Source organism: Streptomyces sp. WP-1, from assembly GCF_030450125.1.
Lineage (GTDB): Bacteria > Actinomycetota > Actinomycetes > Streptomycetales > Streptomycetaceae > Streptomyces > Streptomyces incarnatus.
Genome location: NZ_CP123923.1, coordinates 1,052,940 through 1,074,896 on the forward strand (window position 1 = coordinate 1,052,940; position 21,957 = coordinate 1,074,896).

Consider the following 21,957-nt stretch of genomic DNA (forward strand, 5'->3'; position numbering starts at 1 on the left):
GCCCGGGAAAGACCAGACGGGGCCGGGTGAGCACCATCCCCCGGCCCCGCCCGCCCGCCTTTGTCGGCGAACGGTCTGTGACGCGGACGCCGCGTCCGGTACGGATCTACCGCTTGCCCGCCTTCCGGGTGGCCCGCAGCCACTCCCGGTTCATGCCGGTGATGGACATCAGCGGGATGCCCTTGGGGCAGGCGGTGGCGCACTCCCCCGTCAGGGTGCAGCCGCCGAAGCCCTCGTCGTCCATCTGCGCCACCATGTCGAGGACCCGGGTCTCCCGCTCGGGCGCGCCCTGCGGCAGCACGTTCAGATGGTTGATCTTGGCCGAGGTGAACAGCATCGCCGCGCCGTTGGGGCACGCCGCCACACAGGCCCCGCAGCCGATGCACTCGGCGTGCTCGAAGGCGAAGTCGGCGTCGGCCTTCGGCACCGGCGTGGAGTGCGCCTCGGGCGCGGATCCGGTGGGCGCGGTGACGTAGCCGCCGGCCTGGATGATCCGGTCGAACGCGGACCGGTCGACCACGAGGTCCTTGATCACCGGAAACGCGGCGGCCCGCCAGGGCTCGATGTCGATCGTGTCGCCGTCCTCGAAGGACCGCATGTGCAGCTGGCAGGTGGTGGTCCGCTCGGGTCCGTGCGCGTCGCCGTTGATCACCAGGGAGCAGGCGCCGCAGATGCCCTCGCGGCAGTCGTGGTCGAAGGCGACCGGGTCCTCGCCGGAGAGGATGAGCCGCTCGTTGAGGAGGTCCAGCATCTCCAGGAAGGACATGTCGGACGAGATGCCGTCCACCTCGTAGGTGGACATCGTGCCGTCGGCGTCGGCGTTCTTCTGCCGCCAGACGCGCAGGGTGAGCCTCATGCGTAGCTCCGCTGGGTGGGGTGGACGTACTCGAAGACCAGGTCTTCCTTGTGCAGGACAGGAGCGGAGCCCGTACCGGTGAACTCCCAGGCGGCGGCGTAGGCGAACTCCTCGTCCCGGCGGGCGGCCTCGCCGTCCGGGGTCTGGGACTCCTCGCGGAAGTGGCCGCCGCAGGACTCGGCGCGGTGCAGTGCGTCGAGGCACATGAGTTCGGCGAGTTCGAGGTAGTCGACGACGCGGTTGGCCTTCTCCAGCGACTGGTTGAACTCCGCGCCGGTGCCGGGGACCTTGATGCGCCGCCAGAACTCCTCGCGGATCTTCGGGATGCGGTCCAGGGCCTTGCGCAGTCCCTCGTCGGTGCGGGCCATGCCACAGAACTCCCACATGATCTCGCCGAGTTCGCGGTGGAAGGAGTCCGGGGTGCGGTCGCCGTCGACCGCGAGCAGCAGGTTCAGCCGGTCCTCGGTCTCCGCCAACACCTCCTGCACGACGGGGTGTTCGGGGGTGACCGGGTCCTGGTGGGGGTGGCGGGCCAGGTAGTCGTTGATGGTGGCCGGGAGCACGAAGTAGCCGTCGGCCAGGCCCTGCATCAGGGCGGAGGCGCCGAGGCGGTTCGCGCCGTGGTCGGAGAAGTTGGCCTCGCCGATGGCGAACAGGCCGGGGACGGTGGTCTGGAGGTCGTAGTCGACCCACAGTCCGCCCATCGTGTAGTGCACGGCCGGGTAGATCCGCATCGGCACCTCGTACGGATCCTCGTCGGTGATCCGCTGGTACATGTCGAAGAGGTTGCCGTACTTGGCCTCCACCGCCCCCCGGCCCATGCGCCGGATCGCGTCGGCGAAGTCCAGGTAGACGCCCTGGCCGCCGGGGCCGACCCCCCGGCCCTCGTCGCAGACGTTCTTCGCGGCGCGGGAGGCGATGTCGCGCGGGACCAGGTTGCCGAAGGAGGGGTAGACGCGCTCCAGGTAGTAGTCGCGCTCGTCCTCGGGGATCCGGTTCGGCGGGCGGTCGTCGCCCTTGGCCCGGGGCACCCAGATCCGGCCGTCGTTGCGCAGCGACTCGCTCATCAGGGTGAGCTTGGACTGGTGGTCGCCGGTGCGCGGGATGCACGTCGGATGGATCTGGGTGAAGCAGGGGTTGGCGAAGTAGGCGCCGCGCCGGTGCGCCCGCCAGATCGCGGTCGCGTTGGAGTTCATGGCGTTGGTCGACAGGTAGAAGACGTTGCCGTAGCCGCCGGAGGCGAGGACGACCGCGTCCGCGAAGTAGGTGTCGATACGGCCCGTGATCAGGTCCCGGGCCACGATGCCGCGCGCCCGCCCGGCCACGACGATCAGGTCCAGCATCTCGGTGCGCGGATGCATCTCCACGTTCCCGGCGGCGATCTGCCGCGACAGCGCCTGGTAGGCGCCGAGAAGCAGTTGCTGGCCCGTCTGGCCGCGGGCGTAGAAGGTGCGGGAGACCTGGACGCCGCCGAAGGAGCGGGTGTCGAGCAGGCCGCCGTACTCACGGGCGAAGGGCACGCCCTGGGCCACGCACTGGTCGATGATCTCGACCGAGATCTGCGCCAGGCGGGCGACGTTGGACTCGCGGGCCCTGAAGTCGCCGCCCTTGACGGTGTCGTAGAACAGCCGGTGCACCGAGTCGCCGTCGTTGCGGTAGTTCTTCGCCGCGTTGATACCGCCCTGGGCGGCGATGGAGTGGGCGCGTCGCGGGGAGTCCTGGTAGCAGAACTGGACGACGTGGTAGCCCTGTTCGGCCAGGGTGGCGCCCGCGGAGCCGCCGGCGAGGCCGGTGCCGACCACGATCACCGTGTGCTTGCGCCGGTTGGCCGGGTTGACCAGCTTGGCCTCGAAGCGGCGGGTGTCCCAGCGCTCGTGGACCGGTCCCGCGGGGGCCTTGGTGTCGGCGACGGGTTCGCCGGTCGGGTAGTTCACGTAGTCGGTCATGTCAGCTCACCACTCCGGTCATGACGCCCACGGGCACGGCGATGAAGCCGGCCGTGAGCAGCAGCGCGAGAACGTTCGCGGCGGTCTTCAGGGCGCGGTCGCGGGCGCGGCTGCCGACGCCGAGGGTCTGCGCGGCGCTCCAGAAGCCGTGCCGGATGTGCAGGCCGAGCGCGAGCATCGCGACGATGTAGATCACGTCGCCGTACCAGGTGGAGAAGGTGTCCACGACGTTCTGGTAGGGGTGGCCGGGCTGGAAGCCGCCGGAGTGCACGGTGCCGGTGGTCAGGTCCAGGATGTGCCAGACGATGAACAGGCCGAGGATGATCCCGCCCCAGCGCATGGTGCGCGTGGCGTAGCTCGCCCGGGGCCTCGTGTGGACGTACTTGCTGGGCCGTGCCCTGATGTCGCGGCGGCTGAGCTGGTACGCGGACGTGGCGTGGGCGACCACGGCGACGACGAGGACGGCCCGGATGATCCAGAGCGTCCACTCGTAGTGCATGAAGGGTTCGCCGACGGTGCGCAGCCAGTGGGCGTAGTGGTTGAACTCGTCCGCCCCGAAGTAGATCTTCAGGTTTCCGATCATGTGCACCACCAGGTAGAGCAGCATGACCAGACCGCTGACGGCCATCACCGTCTTCTTGCCGACGGAGGAGTCCCACATCGTGCGCGCCATGGACGGCCGTCGGTCCGTCCGCGTTGCCAGAGCCATGGAACAGCACGCTAGGGCCGAAGGTCCCGATCGGTCCAAGACATGGTACGGCTCGTTTCCATAGACTGGGGCTATCGTTGCTGTATGCAGCTTCAGCAGCTCCAGTATTTCGTGGCCGTCGCCGAGACCCGGCACTTCACCCGTGCCGCCGAGCTGGTGCATGTGGCCCAGCCGTCGCTGTCGCAGCAGATCAAGGCGCTGGAGCGGGAGCTGGGCGCGGATCTGTTCCGGCGCGCGCGGGGCAACATCACGCTCACCGACGCGGGCGAGGCGCTGCTGCCGCTGGCCCGGCGGATCCTCGCCGACGCGGACACCGCCCGGCTGGAGGTGCAGGAGCTGGTGCAGCTACGGCGCGGCCGGGTGCGGCTCGGTGCCACGCCGAGCCTGTGCACGGGCCTGCTGCCGGATGTGCTGCGCGCCTTCCACGACCGCTATCCGGGCATCCGGCTCATGATCGAGGAGGGCGGCTCCCACGACCTGGTGCGGGAGCTGGCCCGGGGCGCGCTGGACCTCGCGCTGATCGTGCTGCCGCTGCCGACGCCGTCGCCCGCGCTGACCACGCGGGAGGTGCTGCGCGAGGACCTGGTCGTCGTCTCCTCCCCGGAGGCGCCGGCGCCCGGCCGGGGCGGGCGGGTCGTGCGCATCGCCGACCTGGAGCGTGAGCGCCTGGTGATGTTCCGGCACGGGTACGACCTGCGGGAGCTGACCGTCGCGGCGTGTCGCTCCGCCGGGTTCGAGCCGGAGTTCGCTGTGGAGGGGGGTGAGATGGACGCGGTGCTGGGGTTCGTGCGGGCGGGGCTGGGGGTGGCGGTCGTACCCCGGATGGTCGCGACCCGGGCGGGGCTGGGGCTGCGGGTCACTCCGCTCGCTCGGCCGGGACTGGATCGGGTGATCGCGTTGGCGCACCGCAGTGATGTGGATCCGCCGAGGGCCGCGCGGGAGCTTCAGCGGATGTTGCTGGAGCGGTGACGGATCATTTGCGCGGGGTGCGTCCGCCCCGGTAGCGCCGTCGCGGAGTGCGGGTGCGCTGTGGCTTGCCGCGCCCACGCGGCGGAGCCGCATATCGATACAGCCCCGCGCCCCTGGTGGGGGGCTGCGCCCCCACACCCCCGCGATCATCCCTTCGCGTCCGCCAGTGCCAGATCGTGCAGCCGCTCCGGTGGACCCGGGCGCGCGTAGTACCAGCCCTGGGCCGTGTCGCAGCCCAGGACGCGGAGTTGTTCGGCCTGGGCGCCGGTTTCCACGCCCTCGACGGTGACGGCGAGGTCGAGGCTGTGGGCGAGGGTGACGATGCCCTCGACGATCTTCAGGTCGACGGGGTCGGCCGGGAACTGCTGCATGCCCTGGGTGAAGGAGCGGTCCAGTTTGAGGACGCTCACCGGGAGGCGGCGCAGGTTGGCCAGGTTCGAGTAGCCGGTGCCGAAGTCGTCCAGGGCGATGTCCACGCCCATCTCGGCGAGTCTGCGCAGGGGTTTGAGCAGATCGTCGTCGGCGCCGATGAGCGCGGACTCGGTGACCTCCAGGCACAGGGCGTCGGGGGTGACGCCCGCGCGTTCCAGGATGTCCACCGTGTCCTGGACCAGGCCGGGGTGGCTGAGCTGGCACGGGGACAGGTTGACGTTGATCCGCAGCGGCCCGGCGTCCTGGCCGCCGTGCCGCTCCCGCCAGGCACGGGCCTGCCGGATCGACTCCTCCAACACCCAGCGGCCGAGCGGGACGATCAGTCCGGTGTGCTCGGCGAGCGGGATGAAGCGGTCGGGGCCGAGCACTCCGTGCTGCGGGTGCAGCCAGCGCACCAGCGCCTCCGCGCCGCGCACGCTGCCGTCGCCGAGGTGCACCAGCGGCTGGTACTCGATGAAGAACTCGCCGCGCTCCAGGGCGGTGGGCAGGGCCGTGGTCAGGCCGTGCCGGGTGATGGCGCGGGCGTCCGCCTCCGGGTCGGCCAGCTCGGAGCGGTTGCCGCCCGCCGACTTGGCCCGGTACATGGTGATGTCCGCGCTGCGCAGCACCTCGGCGGCCGTACGCTCGCCCGCCGGGCCCTCCACGATGCCGAGGCTGCCGCGCACCAGCAGGTCCCGGCCGTCGATGCTGATCGGGGTGACCAGCGCGTTCATGATCCGCTCGGCCAGCTCGTCCACGGTGCGGTCGGTGCCGGGTCCGGTGGTCAGCGCCACGAACTCGTCGCCGCCGAGCCGGGCGACCATCTCGCCGGGCGCGGTCGCACAGGACTGGAGGCGGTCGGCGACCTCCACCAGGAGCCGGTCGCCCGCCGCGTGGCCGAGGCTGTCGTTGATCGTCTTGAAGCCGTCCAGGTCGAGATAGCACAGCCCGAAGCGCTGGCCGTCCCCGGCGGCGAGGACCTTCTCCAGCCGCTCGAAGAACAGCGTGCGGTTGGGCAGTCCGGTGAGCGCGTCGTGCGTCGCCTCGTACCGCAGCCGCAGGTTGAGCAGCCGGCGCTCGGTGGTGTCCTCCATGAGCGCGAGCTGGTACTGCGGCCGGCCGTCGGCGTCGCGCAGCAGAGAGACCGTCAGATTGGTCCAGAGCACCGTGCCGTCGGGCCGGTTGAAGGCCTTCTCCAGGTGGTAGTGCTCGCGGTCGCCGCGGACCAGTTCGTCGTAGAGGCGCCAGGTCTGCGGGGCGTCGTCGGGGTGGGTCCAGTCCTGCACCCGGCGGCCGCGCAGCGACTGCCGGGGCTGGCCGAACATGCGCAGCAGCGCCTCGTTGACCTGGAGGATGTGGCCGTCGAGATCGGCGATGCCGATCCCTATGGCGGCGCCCTCGAAGACCGCGCGGAAGCGGGCCTCGCTCGCGTGCAGCGCCTGCGCCACCACGCCCTGGGCCCGCAACGCGGCCTGGGCGATGGCCTCTTGCTCGGTGAGGGTGCGCCGGCGCAGCGCGTGCGCGTAGCCCGCGGCCATGGCGTGCTGCAACCGCGAGGAACGCATGCGCAGTTCGTCCTGCGGGCCGCCCCCGCCGCAGTAGAGCACCAGGTAGGCGTCCACGCAGTCCAGGGTGCGCGAGAGCGTCTCGGGGTCGGTGCAGTGCGCCTCGACCAGGGCGGCGCCGACCGCCTTCGCGGCGTCCGCGTCGAAGCTGCGGGCTCGCAGCAGCTCGCTCAACCGGCGCGCGAGCGGCAGGAGTTGTTCCTCGAACTCGGCGCGGGTGAGCGACGTCGAGGCCACCGGGTACAGCGCCCGGCTCCAGATCGTCGTCAGCCGGCGCAGTCTGTCCTCCGGTCCGTCCGGTTCCGCGCTCACGCCGTACGCCCCACGCCGGCGTATCCGGCGAAGGCGAACGGATCCTCGTCCTGCGGCGCGGATTCCGGGCGCCAGAGCGGCATCGGCACCAGTCCGGGTTCCACCATGTCGTACCCCTCGAAGAACCGCGCGACCTCGTCGCGCGAGCGCATGATCAGCGGGTTGCGAATGTCCTTGTATACGTCCACCGCGCCCTCGGCCCGCTCCGCGGACACGGGGATTCCCTCGTACGAGGCATGGGTGAGGATCAGCATGCTGCCGGGCGCGAGCGCGTCGCGCAGCTCGGCCACCGCACTGTAGGGGTCGTCCGCGTCTTCCACGAAGTGCAGTATGGCAACGAGGAGGAGGGCGACTGGCTGGTTCAGGTCGATCAGCCGCCGCACTTCGGGGCTGTCGAGGATCTCCCGCGGCTTGCGCAGGTCCGCCGCGGCCACGCCCGCGGTGTCGTTGCCCGCGAGCACGGCCTCGCTGTGCGCGACGGCGACCGGGTCGTGGTCGACGTAGACGACACGCGCGCCGGGGACGGCGCTCTGGGCTATCTCGTGGACGTTGCCGTACGTCGGGATGCCGGAGCCGATGTCGAGGAACTGGGTGATGCCCTCCCGGCCGGCGAAGCGCACGGCCCGGCGCAGGAAAGCCCGGTTGGCCTGCATCGTCTTGGGCAGCCCCGGCATGAAGTCCATGGCCTTGCGGGCGGCCTCCCGGTCGACCTCGAAGTTGTGTGAACCGCCCAGGTAGTAGTCGTACATGCGCGAGACGCTCGGCACCGAGATGTCGATGCTGCGTGGGGCCCAGGCGGGACGCTCCATTATCTCTCCAAGGCGGGGACGTGGACGTAGGCGATCCGGTGTTCGAGCTGAGGCTACTGATCGCCCGCCAAAGGAGCGACCCGAACCGGAAATTGACCATCCGTTCCCGGTCACTGCCTGCGGGAAGTGCCCGGCCGACCCCGCTCGGTGACCTTCCGGGGCCCGGGACCGCGTCGACCCCGGTCCGCCGCAGACCATCGGTACGGGTGACACCTCGCGGGGCCCCTCGTTTGACGGCCCGGAGCCGTCGTCGCGAGGCGGCGGAGGTCGAACTGAGGTGCCTTTTCGGCCATGTCGGACTCATCCGATCGTCAAACCACTGATCGGCTTTATCCCTCCTTCGGATCAATACCGCCGCAGTCCGGGTTACGGCCGCCCCCGCACGCCCCATGATCTTCGGGTGCATGGACTCCACGTGACCCGACGCGCGCCCGCCCCAAGGGCGTTGGCGCTGCTGGCGCTGGCCTGCGCGCTGGCGGGCTGCCCGGCCGGCCATGCGTCGGCCGACGCCTGCGCCTACGCCTCCACGGGGCCGGACGGCACGGTGGCGGTGGCCTCGGCCGGCGATGTCCCGGTCGCGGTCTCGGGGGGCGGCTCCCCGGCCTTCGCGGGCGGTGCCTCGGCCTTCGCGGGCGGTGCCTCGGCCTTCGCGGGCGACGGTCCGGCCGCCGCCGGGGGGACTTCGGTCTCGGCGGGCGGTGCCTCGGTCTCCGCCGGGGGCGCCTCGGTGACCTTCTCGGGCGGCCGACACCACTGGCCGGCTCCCCCGCACCACCACCGGCCGCCGCACCGGCACTGCCCACCGCCGCCGCCCCCGCCGACGTGCCCGCCCACGCCGACCCCGACCCCGACCCCGACTCCCACACCCACCCCGACTCCTACCCCGACCCCGATCCCGCCGCCCGAGCCGAAGCCGACGCCCAGGCCGCGGCCCACGCCGAAGCCCGCGCCGCCCGTCCGGGCGCCCCGGCCGACGCCCACCCCCGCTCCCCCGCCCGCCCCGAAGCCCGTACCGGCCGCCCCGAAGCCCAGGCCCGCGCCGCGGCCCTCGGTGGCGCCGGTGAGCTTCCCGGCGTACCACCCGCATCCGGCCGGCCGGCCCGCCCCGGGCCACACCGCACCCGTCACCTACGTCCTGCTCATCGCCGTACCCGCGATCGTCGCCGTCGTGGCCCTGCGCCCGCGCTGACCCGTCGGGCAGCTCATCTCTGGAGGTTTCCGTTGTCGGATTGGCTTGTTCTCGTCCTCGGGATGCTGAGCGCCTGTGTCGTGGTGGTCCTCGTGACCTTCGTACGGCACCGGCGGGCACCCGAGGACGAGGACCCCAATGAGACCCCGGACGTCATCGAGTACATGACGATGTGGATCGGCGTTGTGTACGCGATCGTCCTGGGTCTGGCCATCGCGGGCGTGTGGGAGGCGCGCGACTCCGCCCAGAACTACGTGCAGTCCGAGGCACAGGCGCTGCACGAGATCTCGGAGCGGGTGCGGGTGTACCCGCCGGCGACCCGGGACCTCATCCGGGCCGATGTCAACTCCTATGTCAGCTACGTCGTGCACTCCGAGTGGCCCACGATGGCCCACCAGGAGCGCATCACCGACCATGGCACCGCGCTGCTCCAGAAGGTCCGTCAGGACGTCACCGACTACCAGCCGAAGAACGACTTCGAGGCACAGGCGTACCAGCCGCTGCTGGATCAGATGGCCGCCGCGGACCAGGCCCGCAACGCGCGGGGCGATTCGACGGGCGCCACCATGCCCTCGGTGGTGTGGTGGGGGCTGCTCACCGGGGCGGTGGTCACCGTCGGCATGGTGTTCGCGCTCCAGATCCGGCGCACCAGGAGGGAGTTGATCCTGGCCGGGCTGTTCTCCGCGACCATCGCCTTCATGCTGTTCCTGATCTGGGACCTGGACGCCCCCTACAGCCGGGGGATCGCGGTGACCGCCGAACCGTTCCTCAATCTGTTCCCGGGCATCACGAGCTGAACGGACCGGACAGCCCGACGACCTGAGTCCCGGACCGGCGGCCCGCGCACAGTGGCCGCCGGTCCGGGCGTTTCTCGGGGATCGCCCCTCAGGGTCTCCCCCGCGGGGATCTCCCTTCGGGGTGCTCCCCCACGGATTCCCTCAGGCCCGCCGCTCGCCCCTGCGGCGCAGCCAGTACGCCCCGCCGCCGATCAGGGCCACGCCGACCAGACCGCCGCCGATGGCCATGTCCGCGGTCGTCGCGCCGCTGGTCCTGCTGCCGCCGAGGCCGCCGTTGACCCCGCCGATCACCGTGAAGGCCCGGGGCCGGGTGATGGTGCGGCCGTCGCAGCGCACGGAGATGTCGTACCGGCCCGCGCGGGCGTTGCGGTTGACGTAGACGACCCCGCGCGAGGTGTCGTCCCTCAACGGTGTCAGCGGGGCGGTGCGGAAGGCGCGGGAGGCCATCTCGCCGCCGCGCCGGCAGCCCTGCACCGTGACCGTCAGCCGGCCCCCGGCCGCGACCACGCCCGGCGAGACGACGATGTCGCGCAGCCCGTTGTCGCCCCCGGACCCGTGGCCGAAGTCACCGCCGAGGCCGCCCTCGCCGGGACCGAAACCGTCGCCCCGGCCGAAGTCGTCGCCCCGGCCGTTGCTGCTGATACGGCCGTTGCCGCTGATGGTGCCGTTGAAGTGGCCCTCGAAACGGCCGTTCCCGTTGAAGCCGCCGTTCCCGTCGAAATTCCCGTTCCTGTTTCCGTTTCCGTTCCCGTTCCCGAAATTGCCGTTCCCGTTGCCGAAGTTGCCGCCTCCGTTCCCGTTTCCGTTGCCATTGCCGAAATTGCCGCCCCCGCCGCCACCGCCGCCTCCGCCACCGTTGCCCCCGCCGCCGAAGTTGCCGCCTCCGCCACCTCCGCCACCGCTACCGAAGTTCCCGCCCCCGCCACCGATTCCGATGGTGCCGTTCCCGAAGTTGCCGACACCGGTTCCGGGACCGACGATGGTCCCCGAGCCGGTGCCCGTGCCTCCCGTGGTGCCGCCCCCGTTGCCCATGCCGTCCGCGACGGCCACGGGGGCGGCGAGCCCGAGCACGGCCACCGCGGTGCACGCGGCCGCCAGGGCGCGTTGGTTTCGCATGTGATCCTCCGCGGAAGGCACCCCGGGGCCCGTCCCCGGTCGATCGGCGAGAAAGCACCTCCCAGCAAAACCCTCGGGCGCGCGGAACACGCCCGCATGTCGAGAATGGTCCGTCCTGGTGATCCGACACACCGCACGACAACCTGACAATCGGATATAGCCGCAGGTCACGGACCGTCAGAAAATTCCTGGGAACGGCAACTCGGATGGCGCACCACAAGGGTGACGGGCCACCCGTTCGCCACTCGGCCCGTCGCCGGGTGTCCGCGCGGGACTTAGCTTTTTCCCATGCGCAACGCAGGGGACGACCGACGGTTCGAGACGGGACGGCGCGTGTCCGCGCCCCGGCTGTACCAGCCGGCCCGGCTCCCCGAGGAGGACGAGGACGACACCGAACGGCGCCGGCGGCGCGCCCCGTGGGGCGTCATGGCGCTGCTGCTGCTCTCCGGTCTGGCCCTCATCCGCAACGGCTCGGGCGAGTTCGACGTCGGCCCGCCGCAGCCCGCCTCGGCGGCGGCCCCGGACACCCGCGCCCCGCAAAGCCCGCTGCCCACCGGGCCCGTACCGCTGACGTTCTCCGCGGCGGACCGGGTGCGCATCCCGGCGATCCATGTGGACGCGCCGGTCACGCCCGTTGGCCTGGACCCGACCGGCGCGGTGAGCGCGCCGCCGCCCGAGGACCCGGACCTCGCGGGCTGGTTCACCGGAGCGGTCTCCCCGGGCGAGAAGGGCACCTCGGTCATCGTCGGCCATGTCGACAACCAGCAGGGCCCCGCCGTGTTCTACGGCCTCGGGGCCCTGAAGAAGGGCGACCGCGTCGAGGTGCTGCGCAAGGACGGCAGGACCGCGGTGTTCGAGATCTACGGGGTCGAGGTCTTCTCCAAGGCCGGCTTCCCCGGTGACCGGGTGTACGGCTCCAAGGGCACCCCGGAGCTGCGCGTCATCACCTGCGGCGGCGGTTTCTCCAAGCAGAACGGCTACGACGGCAATGTCGTCGTCTTCGCCCGCCTGGCCGCGGTCACCTGAACCACCGCGGCCCGGCGGACGGCGGGGCGGGGGTCAGACGCGCCGGTTCGGCACCGTGAGGTGGTATCCGCTGTCGAGCAGATAGGGCAGCCACTCCTGGATGGCCTCCACGGTCTGCGAACGGTCGCCCCCGGCATCGTGCGAGAGGACCACCACGCCCGGCGCGGCGCCGCTCTCCACCCGGTCGATGATGACGTCGGTGCCGGGCGTGTCCCAGTCGGTGGTGTCGATCGTCCAGGCCATCGGCTCCATGCCCATCTCGGCGCCGATCTGGAAGGTGGCCTTGTTCCAGGCTCCGTAGGGGGCGCGGAACCATTGCGGGAGCTCGCCGTAGTACTTCTCGATGATGTGACTGGTGCGTTCCATCTCGGACTTGATCTCCGAGCGGTCGAGAGTGGTCAGCAGGGGATGCGTCCAGGTGTGGTTGCCGACGACATGGCCGTCCTCCGCCATCCGCGCCACCAGGTGCGGGTTGACCTCGACGCACTCGCCGCACAGGAAGAACATCGCGCGTACGTCGTGCTTGGCGAGGGTGTCCAGGATGTGCGGGGTGTAATCGGGGTTGGGGCCGTCGTCGAAGGTCAGCATCATCTGCCGGCCGTGTTCGGAGATCCGGAAAATGGGTTCCGTGCGCACCTTCAGCTTGGGCGGCGCGCTGTGCGGCGGGGCGCCTCCGGTGAGCGGCTGGAGCCGGAAGGCGGAGGACTTCAGGGGCGCCTGGCGGGCCTGGGGACCGGGGGCGGGCACGGGGGCGAGGGCGGCGGTCCGGGCGCCCTCCTCGTCGCCCGCCACGATGAGTCCCGCGGTGCCGGCCGCGCCCAGGGCGGCGGCACCGGCGAGGAGCATGCGACGGCGTGTGAACAACTGATCCTTCTGCATGACCCATCAGTCGCCCCCCGAGGGGTCGCCGCACCGCAACGGCACGGCGAGCGGGCGGTATTCCACCCGGTCGGACCAGCGGGGGAACCCCGGGGCGCCGCCCGGGGGGCTCTGGCGGCCCTTCGGTCGGCACGGACGTCGTGGGGACAACGGACAGGGGGCCGAGCCGAGTTGGCACCGCCCGTTTCGCCGCGCCGACCCGGCCGGTCCGGGGTTCAGCGGTGGCGCACCAGGGGGAACGGCAGGGTCTCCCGGATGGAGAGGCCGGTGAGGAACATGACGAGCCGGTCGACGCCGAGGCCGAGGCCGCCGGTCGGGGGCATCGCGTAGTCCAGGGCCTGGAGGAAGTCCTCGTCCAGTTCCATGGCCTCCGGGTCCCCGCCGGCCGCGCGCAGCGACTGCTCGGTGAGTCTGCGGCGCTGCTCGACGGGGTCGGTCAACTCGGAGTAGGCGGTGCCGAGTTCCATACCGAAGGCGACGAGGTCCCAGCGTTCGGCGAGCCGGGGGTCGGTGCGGTGCTGCCGGGTCAGCGGGGAGACGGCGGTCGGGAAGTCCTTGTAGAAGGTGGGCAGTCGGGTGCGTCCCTCGACCAGCCGCTCGTACATCTCCAGGACGACGTCGGCGGGTTGGTCGTCCGCCGTGTACGGCACCGAGGCGCGGTCGCACAGCCGGTGCAGGCGCAGCAGCTCGGTGCCGGGGCCGATCTCCTCGCCGAGGGCCTCGGACAGGGCGCCGTACACCGTCTTCACCGGCCAGCGCCCGGAGATGTCGTACTCCTCGGTGCCTCTGCGGACCACCGGGGCGCCGTGGGCGGCGGTGGCGGCGCCCTGGATCAGTTCGCGGGCGAGGTCGAGCATCACGTCGTAGTCGGCGTACGCCTGGTACGCCTCCAGCATGGTGAACTCGGGGTTGTGCTTGGGTGACACGCCCTCGTTGCGGAAGGTGCGGCCGAGTTCGAAGACCTTCTCCAGGCCGCCGACGCACAGCCGTTTGAGGTACAGCTCGGGGGCGATGCGCAGATACAGGTCGAGGTCGTAGGCGTTGCTGTGGGTGGTGAAGGGGCGGGCGTTGGCGCCGCCGTGGATCTGCTGGAGCACCGGGGTCTCGACCTCGACGTAGCCGCGCTGCGACAGGCCCTGGCGCAGGGCTCCCACGGCGGCGGAGCGGGCGCGCAGCACGGCGCGGGCGGCGGGCCGGGTGACCAGGTCGAGGTGGCGCAGCCGGACCCGGGCCTCGGGGTCGGTCAGGCCGCGGCGTTTGTCGGGCAGCGGGCGCAGGCACTTGCCGGTGAGCTGCCAGCCGGTGGCGAAGACGGTGGGCTCGCCCCGGTCGCTGAGGCCGCTTCGACCGGTGACGGTGATGTGGTCGCCGATGTCGGCGTCGGCGGTGAAGCGGGCGAGGGCGGCGCCGCAGCGGTCGCGGGTGAGGGCGATCTGGTGGTCGCCGGACCAGTCCCGCAGCACGGCGAAGACGATGCCGCCGTGGTCGCGGACCAGCATGATCCGCCCGGCGACGGTGACCTGCTCGCCGGGCGGGACGTCGGCGAGGGCGTGGGTCGGGGGGCGGACGCCGACGGGGTAGGGGTCGGTGTGCTCGGCGCGCAGCCGGTCGAGCTTGCGGCGGCGGACGCGGACCTGGTCGGGCAGTGCCGCGCCGGGGGCGGCGGGCGCGGCGCCGGTGCCGGGGGCGGGCGCGGCCGCGAGCGGTGGGGCCGGGGGCGCGGGCGGGCGGCCGGTCGCGCGGTGCCCCTTGCCCCACAGGGTGCGCAGGGACGGTACGCGGACGAAGCCCTCGGCGATGCCGGAGGCCAGGCCGATGCGGGCGAGGGAGGCGGTCTCGCCGTAGCAGATGAAGCGCGGGTACCACTCGGGGTGGTACTTGGCGTTGGAGCGGTACAGGGCCTCCAGCTGCCACCAGCGGGAGAGGAACAGCAGCAGCCGGCGCCACAGGCGCAGGACGGGACCGGCGCCGATGCGGGCGCCCTCCTCGAAGACCGAGCGGAACACGGCGAAGTTCAGGGAGATCCTGCGGATGCCCAGCTTCGGCGCGGCGGCGCACAGTTCGGCGACCATGAACTCCATCACGCCGTTGGGCGCGGCGCGGTCGCGGCGCATCAGGTCCAGGGAGACGCCGTCGCTGCCCCAGGGCACGAAGGAGAGCAGCGCGAGGAGCCTGCGGTCCTCGCCGCAGGCCTCGACGAGCAGGCAGTCGCCGTCGGCGGGGTCGCCGAGCCGGTCCAGGGCCATGGAGAAGCCGCGCTCGGTCTCGGTGTCCCGCCAGGCGTCGGCCCGCTCGACGATCTCCTCCATCTCCCGTTCGCCGAGCGAGGCGTGGCGGCGGATGCGGCAGCTGGCGCCACTGCGGCGGACCCGGTGCACGGCCTGCCGGGTGACGCGCATGTCCCGGCCGTCCAGATCGAACCCGGCGACGTGCAGGATCGCCTCGTCGCCGAGCTGGAGGGCGCCGAGTCCGGCGCGGGCGTAGGCGCGGGCGCCGTCCTCGGAGGCGCCCATGACGGCGGGCACCCAGGCGTAGCGGCGGGCCAGGTCCAGCCAGGCGGCGATGGCGTGCGGCCAGGCCTCCGGATCGCCGACGGGGTCGCCGCCGGCCAGGCACACCCCGGCCTCGACGCGGTAGGTGACGGCGGCCTTGCCGCTGGGTGAGAAGACGACGGCCTTGTCGCGGCGGGTGGCGAAGTAGCCGAGGGAGTCGCGCTCACCGTACGCCCGCAGCAGGGCGCGGATGCGGGCCTCCTCGTCGCCGTGCAGGGCGGCCTCCAGGCGCTGGGAACGGAACAGCGCGGCGGCGGCGTTGAGCAGGGCGAGGGCGCCGAGCAGGCCGAGCACGAAGGTGATCTCGCGGGGCGGGTGCCCGGTGAAGGAGCTGGCGGAGACGAGGCCGCCGCAGACCCGGTCGGCGGCCCAGGCCAGGTGCTCGTCGGCCGGAAGGGTGCCGGGGACGAGCAGGACCAGGCCCCAGCCGAGCAGGATCGCGACGGCGAGCCCGCCGAGCAGCACGGCGAGGGCGCGCCACACCGCGCCGCGGCGGGAGGCGGCGTAGAACTCCCGGCGGGCCACGAGCAGCAGGGACAGCAGCAGGCCGCACAGGATCAGGGAGGGCAGCGACTGGGTGTACAGGCCGAGGGCGAGGCCGAGCGCGTCGCTGAGGACGAGCAGGCCCAGATAGACGACGACCAGCCACCAGGCGACCTTCTTGCGGGCGGCGGTGGCCCCGGCCAGCAGGAACAGGAAGACCGCGTAGGCGAGGTTGGCGCTGATGGGGACCAGCAGCAGATCGATGGTCCGGACGAGCGGGCGCAGCACCCGGCGCAGGGGCTCCACCAGCGCGATCGCGGCGCACAGCAGCCCCAGGGCGGCGAACAGCCCCCCGAACGCCTCGGGCACCCGGCCAAGCCGCCCACCGCCGGCCGGGGGTTCCTTCCCCGCGCCGTCCCTGCGCGCGGCGGGCTCCGCGGTGGCGGTCATGGTTCCGACTCTAGGGAGGGGGGCGGGGAATGCGCGCGTCGAGGCGTGATCTCCGTGCGCCCTGGCGGTCCACAGGAAACAGCGGTTCCGATAGCCTCGGGACGTGACGGAGCAGCACGAAGAGCATGCGCAGCAGTTCGAACGGGGCACGGACGGGCCGAAGGTGATCCTCGTCGGCGTGGACGGCTCCGAGTCCTCGATGCGCGCCGCCGCGTACGCGAGCGGTCTGGCCCGGCGGCAGCACGCGCTGCTCGCGGTGGTGTACGTGCGGCCGGTGCTGGCCGCCGGGGCGGCGCTCGGGGCGCCGGTGATGGAGACGACCGACGAGATCGCCGAGGACCTGGTGACGCAGATCCGGGAGGCGGCCGAGCGGGTCCGCGGGATATTCGAGGTGCGCTGGGAGTTCCACACCTTCCGCGGCGACCCCTACGCCGGACTGGTGACGGCCGCCGAGGAGCTGAAGGCGGACGCGGTGGTGGTGGGCGCCTCGGAGCAGGCCGGGCACCGGATCATCGGGTCGGTGGCGGTGCGGCTGGTGAAGGCGGGACGGTGGCCGGTGACGGTCGTTCCGTAGCGGCCGGGCGCGGCCACAGCAGCAGCGGCGTGGCGAGCAGCAGCGCCCCGGCGAGGCCGAGCGCGGTGCGCGCGCCGACGAGGGCGGCGATCAGCCCCCACAGCGCGGTGAGGGCGGCGGTGACCGCCTTGCCGGTGACCGACCAGGCGGCCAGGACGCGGGCCACCCGGTCGTTCGGGGTCAGCTCCAGGCGCTCGGTGACGACGAGCGGGTTGAAGATGCCGCAGCAGGTGATCAGTCCGGCCTCGACGACCATCACCACCAGCAGTCCGCTCACGCCGGGCCGGACGAGGGCGAGGCCGACCGGCCAGCAGGCGCGCAGGACGCCCGAGGCGCGCAGCACCCGGCGCCTGCCGTACCGGGTGGCGAGCGGGCGGGCCAGCCGGGAGCCGAGCAGTCCGCCGAGGCAGGGCACGGCGAAGGCGAGGCCGTACTGCCAGGGCGTGAAGCCGAGACGACCGAGCATGAGGACCGCGAGCACCGGCGAGCCGGCCATGATCAGCGCGTTGTTCAGCAGGACGTTGAAGAAGAGCGGGCGCAGGGCGCGGCTGGTGAGCAGGTGCCGCCAGCCGTCGAGCAGTTCTCCGGCCCGGGGTGCGGTGGTGCGCTCGGGGACGGTCTCCTCGCGGCCGATGGCGCGGATGCCGAACGCCGAGAGCAGATAGCTGACGGCGTCCGCGGCCACCGTGGTCACCGGCCCGAGCAGGCCGACGAGGGCGCCGCCGGCCGGGGGGCCGAGCACGCTGGCGGACCAGGTCGTGGACTCGAACCTGCTCGCGGCGGTCAGCAGGCCGTCGGGCGGCACGAGCGCCTTGAGGTGGGCGCCGGAGGCGGCGGTGAAGGCGATGTCGGCGGCGGCGACGACCACGGAGACCACGAGGAGCTGCCCGAAGCCGAGCGCGCCGAGCGCGTAGGCGGCGGGCAGGGTGAGCAGCGCGGCCCCGCGCACGAGGTCCGCGGTGATCATCACCGGCCGCTTGCGCCGGAACTCGATCCAGGGCCCGAGCGGTACGGCGGCCACCGCGCCGACGGCCACGCCGACCGAGGCGAGCAGCGAGACCTGGGCGGCGCCCGCGTGCAGCACGATGACCGCGATCAGCGCCAGCGCGTCGAACGCGAGCCAGGTGCCGAACGTACTGACCGTGTACGCGGCCCACAGCCACCCGAACCGCCGGCCCAGCCTCATCCACAACCTCCCGTTGACCCGGGACATGAAAACCACCAGGTGGGGTGGGTGGCAAACAACCGGGACGATGCCTGCCACAACCAGCGGTTGTGCGGCGGAAGGTGGCGGCTACGATGACGGCGTGGATCTCAAGGCCGTACGCACCTTCGTCGCCGTGGCGGACACCGGGCAGTTCCAGGAGGCGTCGGCCGTCCTCGGCATCACCCAGCAGGCCGTCTCCAAGCGGATCGCGGCGCTGGAGAAGGAGCTGGGGGTACGGCTGTTCACGCGGGCCGCGCGCGGGGCGCGGCCGACCATCGACGGGCAGGCGTTCCTGCCGCACGCCCGCGAGCTGCTGCTGGCCGAGGAGCGCGCCGCGGCCTCGGTGCGGCCGGGTCGGCGGGCGCTGCGCGTCGATGTGGTCGGGGCCCGGCTCGGCCCGGCGGGGCTGCTGCGCGACTTCCACCGGGCGCATCCGGAGACGGCCCTGGACGTGGTGACCCTGTTCGACGCGGACACGGCCGTCGCCGCCGTGCGCGCGGGCACCATCGACGCGACGTTCCGCGCGGTCGGCATCCGGCTGCCCGCGGGGCTGCGGGCGGCCCGGGTCCACGACGAGCCGGTGCAGCTGCTGACCGGCCCGCGGCATCCGCTCGCCGGGGCCCGCTCGGTGACCCCGGCGCAGCTGGCCGGGCACCGGATCTGGATGCCGGGCCTGGTGGCGGGCACCGAGTGGGCCGCCTACTACGCGGCGCTGGCCGCCGAGTTCGGGCTGACCATCGACTCGGTGGGTCCCGACTTCGGCTCGGAGGCGCTGCTCGACACGGTCGCGGACTCCGCGACGCTCGCCACCCTGGTCGCCGAGGGCATCCGGCTGGTGTGGCCCCAGGGGCACGATCTGCGGCGCATCCCGCTCACCGACCCGACGCCGGTCTATCCGCACTCCCTGGTGTGGGACGCGGCCAACGCGCATCCGGGGCTCGCCGCGCTGCGCGCCCATCTCGCCGAGCGGCCCCTCACCCGACCGCCCTCGCGTGCGTGGACCCCGGCCTGGGCCGTGCGTGGCGCCTTCCCTGCGCGGCACCCCTGAGCCATCATGATCCGCCGTCAGCCGTTTGCCGTCGGCGAAGAGGTGAGGCGTATGGCAAGACTCCGCGCGGGTGAGGGCATTCTCCGCCGCAAACCCATCGAGCACATCGAGGAGACGGAGGTCGGCGAGGGACCCCGCCTGGAACGGTCCCTCGGGCTGTGGCAGCTCACCGCGATCGGCGTGGGCGGCATCATCGGCGCCGGCATCTTCACCCTCGCCGGTACGGTCGCCAACGGCACGGCCGGGCCCGCGGTGCTGGTGTCCTTCCTGATCGCCGGGGCGGCGAGCGCGTGCGCGGCGCTGTCGTACGCCGAGTTCGCGGGGCTCATCCCGAAGGCGGGCTCGGCGTACACGTACGGCTACGCGGTGCTCGGCGAGTTCGCGGGCTGGTTCATCGGCTGGGACCTGCTCCTGGAGTACACGGCGATCGTGGCGGTGGTCGCGATCGGCATCTCCGGCTACTTCGGCTTCCTGGTCGAACAGATGGGCGCGAAGCTGCCGCACTGGATGATGGGCGCGCCCGGCACCGGCGCCGGGCACCGGGTGGACCTGTTCGCGGTGCTGCTGTGCCTGCTGATCGCCTGGCTGCTCAACCTCGGCATCCGCAGCGCGGCCCGCTTCGAGACGATCGTGGTCGGGGTGAAGGTGCTGGTGGTGCTGCTGGTCATCGGGGTCGGCGTGTTCCATATCGACAGCGCCAACTACCACCCGTTCTTCCCCTACGGGATCGGCGGCGCCTTCACCGGTGCGGCCACGGTGTTCTTCGCGGTGTTCGGCTACGACGCGATGTCGACCGCCGCCGAGGAGTCCAAGGACGCGCAGCGGCACATGCCGAGGGCGATCATCTACTCGCTGGTGATCGCCATGGTGCTGTACGTGGCGGCCTGCCTGGTGCTGACCGGTATGCAGAACTACAAGGACATCGACAAGGAGAGCGGGTTCAGCACGGCCTTCAAGTCGGTCGGGCTCAACGCGCTCGCGGACGTGATCGCGGTGGGCGCCATCATCGGCATCCTCACCGTGATGTTCACGTTCATGCTGGGCGTCACCCGCGTCTGGTTCTCCATGTCCCGGGACGGTCTGCTGCCCCGCTGGTTCGCCAAGACGCACCCGACGCGTCATGTGCCGACCCGGGTGACGTGGATCGTCGGGGCGGCCTCCGCGCTGATCGCCGGGTTCCTGCCGATCGGGGAGGCCGCCGAGCTGACCAACATCGGCATCCTGCTGGCGTTCGTGGTGGTGTGCGTGGCGGTGATCGTGCTGCGCCGGCGGCGCCCGGACCTGCCGCGCGCCTTCCGTACGCCGTGGGTGCCGTTCGTGCCCGCGCTGGGTGTCGTCTTCTCGATCTGGCTGATCACCTTCCTCCAGTGGCAGACCTGGGTGCGGTTCGCGGTGTGGTTCCTGATCGGCTGCCTGGTCTACTTCACCTATTCCTACAAGCGTTCGGCGCTGGCCGAGCGGCGCACCGGCTGATCACTCCCCCATCACCAGTCCGTCGGCGGCGGCGCCCCGGCTGAGCACCACGTCCCGGATCCGGTCGCGGACCCCGGCGAGGTCGGCGCCACCGGCGACGGCCCGGTTCACGTCGAGCACGCGTCCGGCGTCGAGGTCGTACATCTGCGGCACGAACTCGGCCCGTGTCACCTGCCAGCGCTCACCGGCCCGCGCGGGCGGGGCGAAGGTGAAGCGGGCGAGGGTGGACTCGTTGCCGCGCGGGTCCCGGGAGCCGTTGCCGTCGTCCAGTTCGTCGGAGATCTGGTCGCCGAGGCCGTAGACCACCCAGGTGCCGTTGATCTTCTCGTACGGCTGCGGGACATGGCTGTGGCTGCCGAGGATCAGGTCGATGTCCGGGCGCCCGGCGTCGGCCGCGGCGGTCAGTCTCCGGGCGAGGGCGGCCTGGTCCTCGGTGGGGGCGTCGTCGCCGTTCGCGCCCCAGTGCAGGGAGAGGACGACCACGTCGGCACCGGCCTTGCGGGCGGCGCGGGCGTCGGCGGTGATCCGGTCGGCGTCGATCGGACCGAGCGCCCAGGGCTGCCCGTCCGGCAGCGGCTGCTCGGTGCCGAAGGTGTACGACAGCTGCGCGACCTCGGCGGAACCGGCCCGGTACAGGGCCGGGCGCCGGGACTCGTCCGCGCCGCGGGCCGTGCCGACGTGCTTGAGGCCCGCCGCGTCCAGCGTGTCCAGGGTGCCCCGGATGCCGTCGGCGCCGTTGTCCAGGGCGTGTTCGGAGGCGGTGGCGCAGCCGTCGTAGCCGGTCATGGCGAGGTCCTGGGCGAGCTGCGGCGGGGACAGCGGGGCGGCGCCGCCGGTGCCGTCCTCCAGGTGGCACAGCGCCAGATCGGCGCCGTGGACGAGGGGTTCGACGCCCGAGAGCATGGGCCGGAAGTCGTAGCCGCCGCCCGAGGCGTCGGAGGAGGCGCGTTCGAGGACGGCGGGGTGGGTGAGGATGTCGCCGGTGGCGACGAGGGTGAAGCCGTGCCGCTCCGCGGGCGGCCCGGCGGCGCCGCCCCGGCCGGGGTCCTGGCGGATCTGCTGGGAGCAGGCGGCCGCCGCCGTGAGGACGGCGGTCAGGGCCAGGGCCACCTGGTGTCTGCGTCCGATCATCGGCTCACCCCTTGGGATCTGGGTCAGTACGTCAGTACGGCTGTCGTATTTACCGACCTTGCCGTGACGGGCATATGGGTATGAAGCCGACTCTCCGTCCAAACGGTCCGGTTCCTCTCATTGACCCATCCGGGACCCTTCGCGAGAGCCCGGCGGCCGAGGCGGGCGTCGGGGTGCCGCGGCGAGGCGCCCCACCGGCGGCTGTGAAGACTCTCACGCCCCGCCACCGTGACGCGCTTGGCCTCGTGCACCGCCGCGGGACCGGTGTGGCGGAAGCGGCGCGCGCCCCCGGCACCGCGGCCGGTACCGTGAAGCCCCGGGCGTTCGCCGCGCTCCGCACCCCGCGCCGGGAGCTTCCGGGTATTGCGGCCGACCTGCGCTGAAACCGGGGGTCAGGTCAAACCTCGGCAAAGCGCCTTGCTGTGGGCCCCGTTGGGGCAATGGGCTGTCCTCAT

The 21,957-nt window shown here is 72.5% G+C and carries 17 protein-coding genes; 7 read left to right on the forward strand and 10 right to left on the reverse strand.

Features of this window, described 5'->3' with window-relative positions; genetic code table 11:
* Positions 1-106: 106 nt before the first annotated feature.
* Genes QHG49_RS04350 through QHG49_RS04360 form a run of 3 tightly spaced genes read right to left on the reverse strand, consistent with a single transcriptional unit; the run spans position 107 to position 3,475 of the window.
* On the reverse strand, positions 107-856 hold the full coding sequence (locus QHG49_RS04350) for a succinate dehydrogenase/fumarate reductase iron-sulfur subunit (protein ID WP_145484197.1): 750 nt from the start codon (positions 854-856) through the stop codon (positions 107-109).
* On the reverse strand, positions 853-2,802 hold the full coding sequence (locus tag QHG49_RS04355) for a fumarate reductase/succinate dehydrogenase flavoprotein subunit (RefSeq protein ID WP_301487280.1): 1,950 nt from the start codon (positions 2,800-2,802) through the stop codon (positions 853-855). The genes QHG49_RS04350 and QHG49_RS04355 overlap by 4 nt, the downstream gene beginning before the upstream one ends.
* Before the next feature lies 1 nt (position 2,803).
* The gene (locus QHG49_RS04360) at positions 2,804-3,475 is read right to left on the reverse strand and encodes a succinate dehydrogenase (protein WP_301492694.1); all 672 of its coding nucleotides are present in this window, start codon (positions 3,473-3,475) and stop codon (positions 2,804-2,806) included.
* Between the two features lie 120 nt (positions 3,476-3,595).
* Here QHG49_RS04360 and QHG49_RS04365 point away from each other — a divergent pair, with 120 nt between their 5' ends.
* A complete protein-coding gene (locus tag QHG49_RS04365; protein WP_159706965.1) occupies positions 3,596-4,480 on the forward strand; it encodes a LysR family transcriptional regulator in 885 nt (294 codons plus the stop codon).
* 146 nt (positions 4,481-4,626) lie between these two features.
* On the opposite strand, the gene QHG49_RS04370 is transcribed toward QHG49_RS04365, so the two are convergent.
* Complete coding sequence (locus QHG49_RS04370) at positions 4,627-6,768, reverse strand: bifunctional diguanylate cyclase/phosphodiesterase (RefSeq protein ID WP_145484191.1); 2,142 nt, start codon at positions 6,766-6,768, stop codon at positions 4,627-4,629.
* Positions 6,765-7,577 (reverse strand): SAM-dependent methyltransferase, encoded by an 813-nt coding sequence (locus tag QHG49_RS04375; RefSeq protein WP_145484189.1) that lies wholly within the window; start codon positions 7,575-7,577, stop codon positions 6,765-6,767. Before QHG49_RS04375 ends, QHG49_RS04370 begins: the two co-directional genes overlap by 4 nt.
* Before the next feature lie 415 nt (positions 7,578-7,992).
* On the opposite strand from QHG49_RS04375, the gene QHG49_RS04380 reads away from it, so the two are divergent.
* Positions 7,993-8,766, forward strand: coding sequence for a hypothetical protein (locus tag QHG49_RS04380; RefSeq protein ID WP_301487281.1), 774 nt, complete (start codon positions 7,993-7,995; stop codon positions 8,764-8,766).
* 32 nt (positions 8,767-8,798) lie between these two features.
* The gene (locus QHG49_RS04385) at positions 8,799-9,563 is read left to right on the forward strand and encodes a DUF4239 domain-containing protein (RefSeq protein WP_301487282.1); all 765 of its coding nucleotides are present in this window, start codon (positions 8,799-8,801) and stop codon (positions 9,561-9,563) included.
* Between the two features lie 141 nt (positions 9,564-9,704).
* Here the strand turns inward: QHG49_RS04385 and QHG49_RS04390 are convergent, their stop codons facing one another.
* On the reverse strand, positions 9,705-10,679 hold the full coding sequence (locus tag QHG49_RS04390) for a hypothetical protein (protein WP_301487283.1): 975 nt from the start codon (positions 10,677-10,679) through the stop codon (positions 9,705-9,707).
* A 333-nt stretch (positions 10,680-11,012) separates the two neighbouring features.
* Here QHG49_RS04390 and QHG49_RS04395 point away from each other — a divergent pair, with 333 nt between their 5' ends.
* Positions 11,013-11,705, forward strand: a complete 693-nt coding sequence (locus QHG49_RS04395) for a class F sortase (protein ID WP_370530562.1) — start codon at positions 11,013-11,015, stop codon at positions 11,703-11,705.
* A gap of 33 nt (positions 11,706-11,738) precedes the next feature.
* Here the strand turns inward: QHG49_RS04395 and QHG49_RS04400 are convergent, their stop codons facing one another.
* Both QHG49_RS04400 and lysX read right to left on the reverse strand, forming a co-directional pair.
* Positions 11,739-12,584 carry a polysaccharide deacetylase family protein gene (locus QHG49_RS04400; RefSeq protein WP_159706960.1) on the reverse strand — a complete coding sequence of 282 codons (846 nt, stop codon included), beginning with the start codon at positions 12,582-12,584 and terminating at the stop codon, positions 11,739-11,741.
* Between the two features lie 215 nt (positions 12,585-12,799).
* Complete coding sequence (gene lysX / locus QHG49_RS04405; protein ID WP_301487285.1) at positions 12,800-16,069, reverse strand: bifunctional lysylphosphatidylglycerol synthetase/lysine--tRNA ligase LysX; 3,270 nt, start codon at positions 16,067-16,069, stop codon at positions 12,800-12,802.
* A gap of 103 nt (positions 16,070-16,172) precedes the next feature.
* On the opposite strand from lysX, the gene QHG49_RS04410 reads away from it, so the two are divergent.
* Entirely contained in the window at positions 16,173-16,643 is a 471-nt protein-coding gene (locus tag QHG49_RS04410; protein ID WP_145484179.1) for a universal stress protein, read from the forward strand.
* On the opposite strand, the gene QHG49_RS04415 is transcribed toward QHG49_RS04410, so the two are convergent.
* Entirely contained in the window at positions 16,579-17,829 is a 1,251-nt protein-coding gene (locus QHG49_RS04415) for an MFS transporter (RefSeq protein WP_301487286.1), read from the reverse strand. The genes QHG49_RS04410 and QHG49_RS04415 overlap by 65 nt on opposite strands.
* Positions 17,830-17,950: 121 nt before the next feature.
* On the opposite strand from QHG49_RS04415, the gene QHG49_RS04420 reads away from it, so the two are divergent.
* Positions 17,951-18,898 (forward strand): LysR family transcriptional regulator, encoded by a 948-nt coding sequence (locus QHG49_RS04420; RefSeq protein WP_301487287.1) that lies wholly within the window; start codon positions 17,951-17,953, stop codon positions 18,896-18,898.
* Between the two features lie 51 nt (positions 18,899-18,949).
* Positions 18,950-20,371, forward strand: coding sequence for an amino acid permease (locus tag QHG49_RS04425; protein WP_145484173.1), 1,422 nt, complete (start codon positions 18,950-18,952; stop codon positions 20,369-20,371).
* Here QHG49_RS04425 and QHG49_RS04430 read toward each other — a convergent pair whose 3' ends face one another.
* On the reverse strand, positions 20,372-21,502 hold the full coding sequence (locus QHG49_RS04430; RefSeq protein WP_301487288.1) for a CapA family protein: 1,131 nt from the start codon (positions 21,500-21,502) through the stop codon (positions 20,372-20,374).
* Between the last annotated feature and the right edge of the window lie 455 nt (positions 21,503-21,957).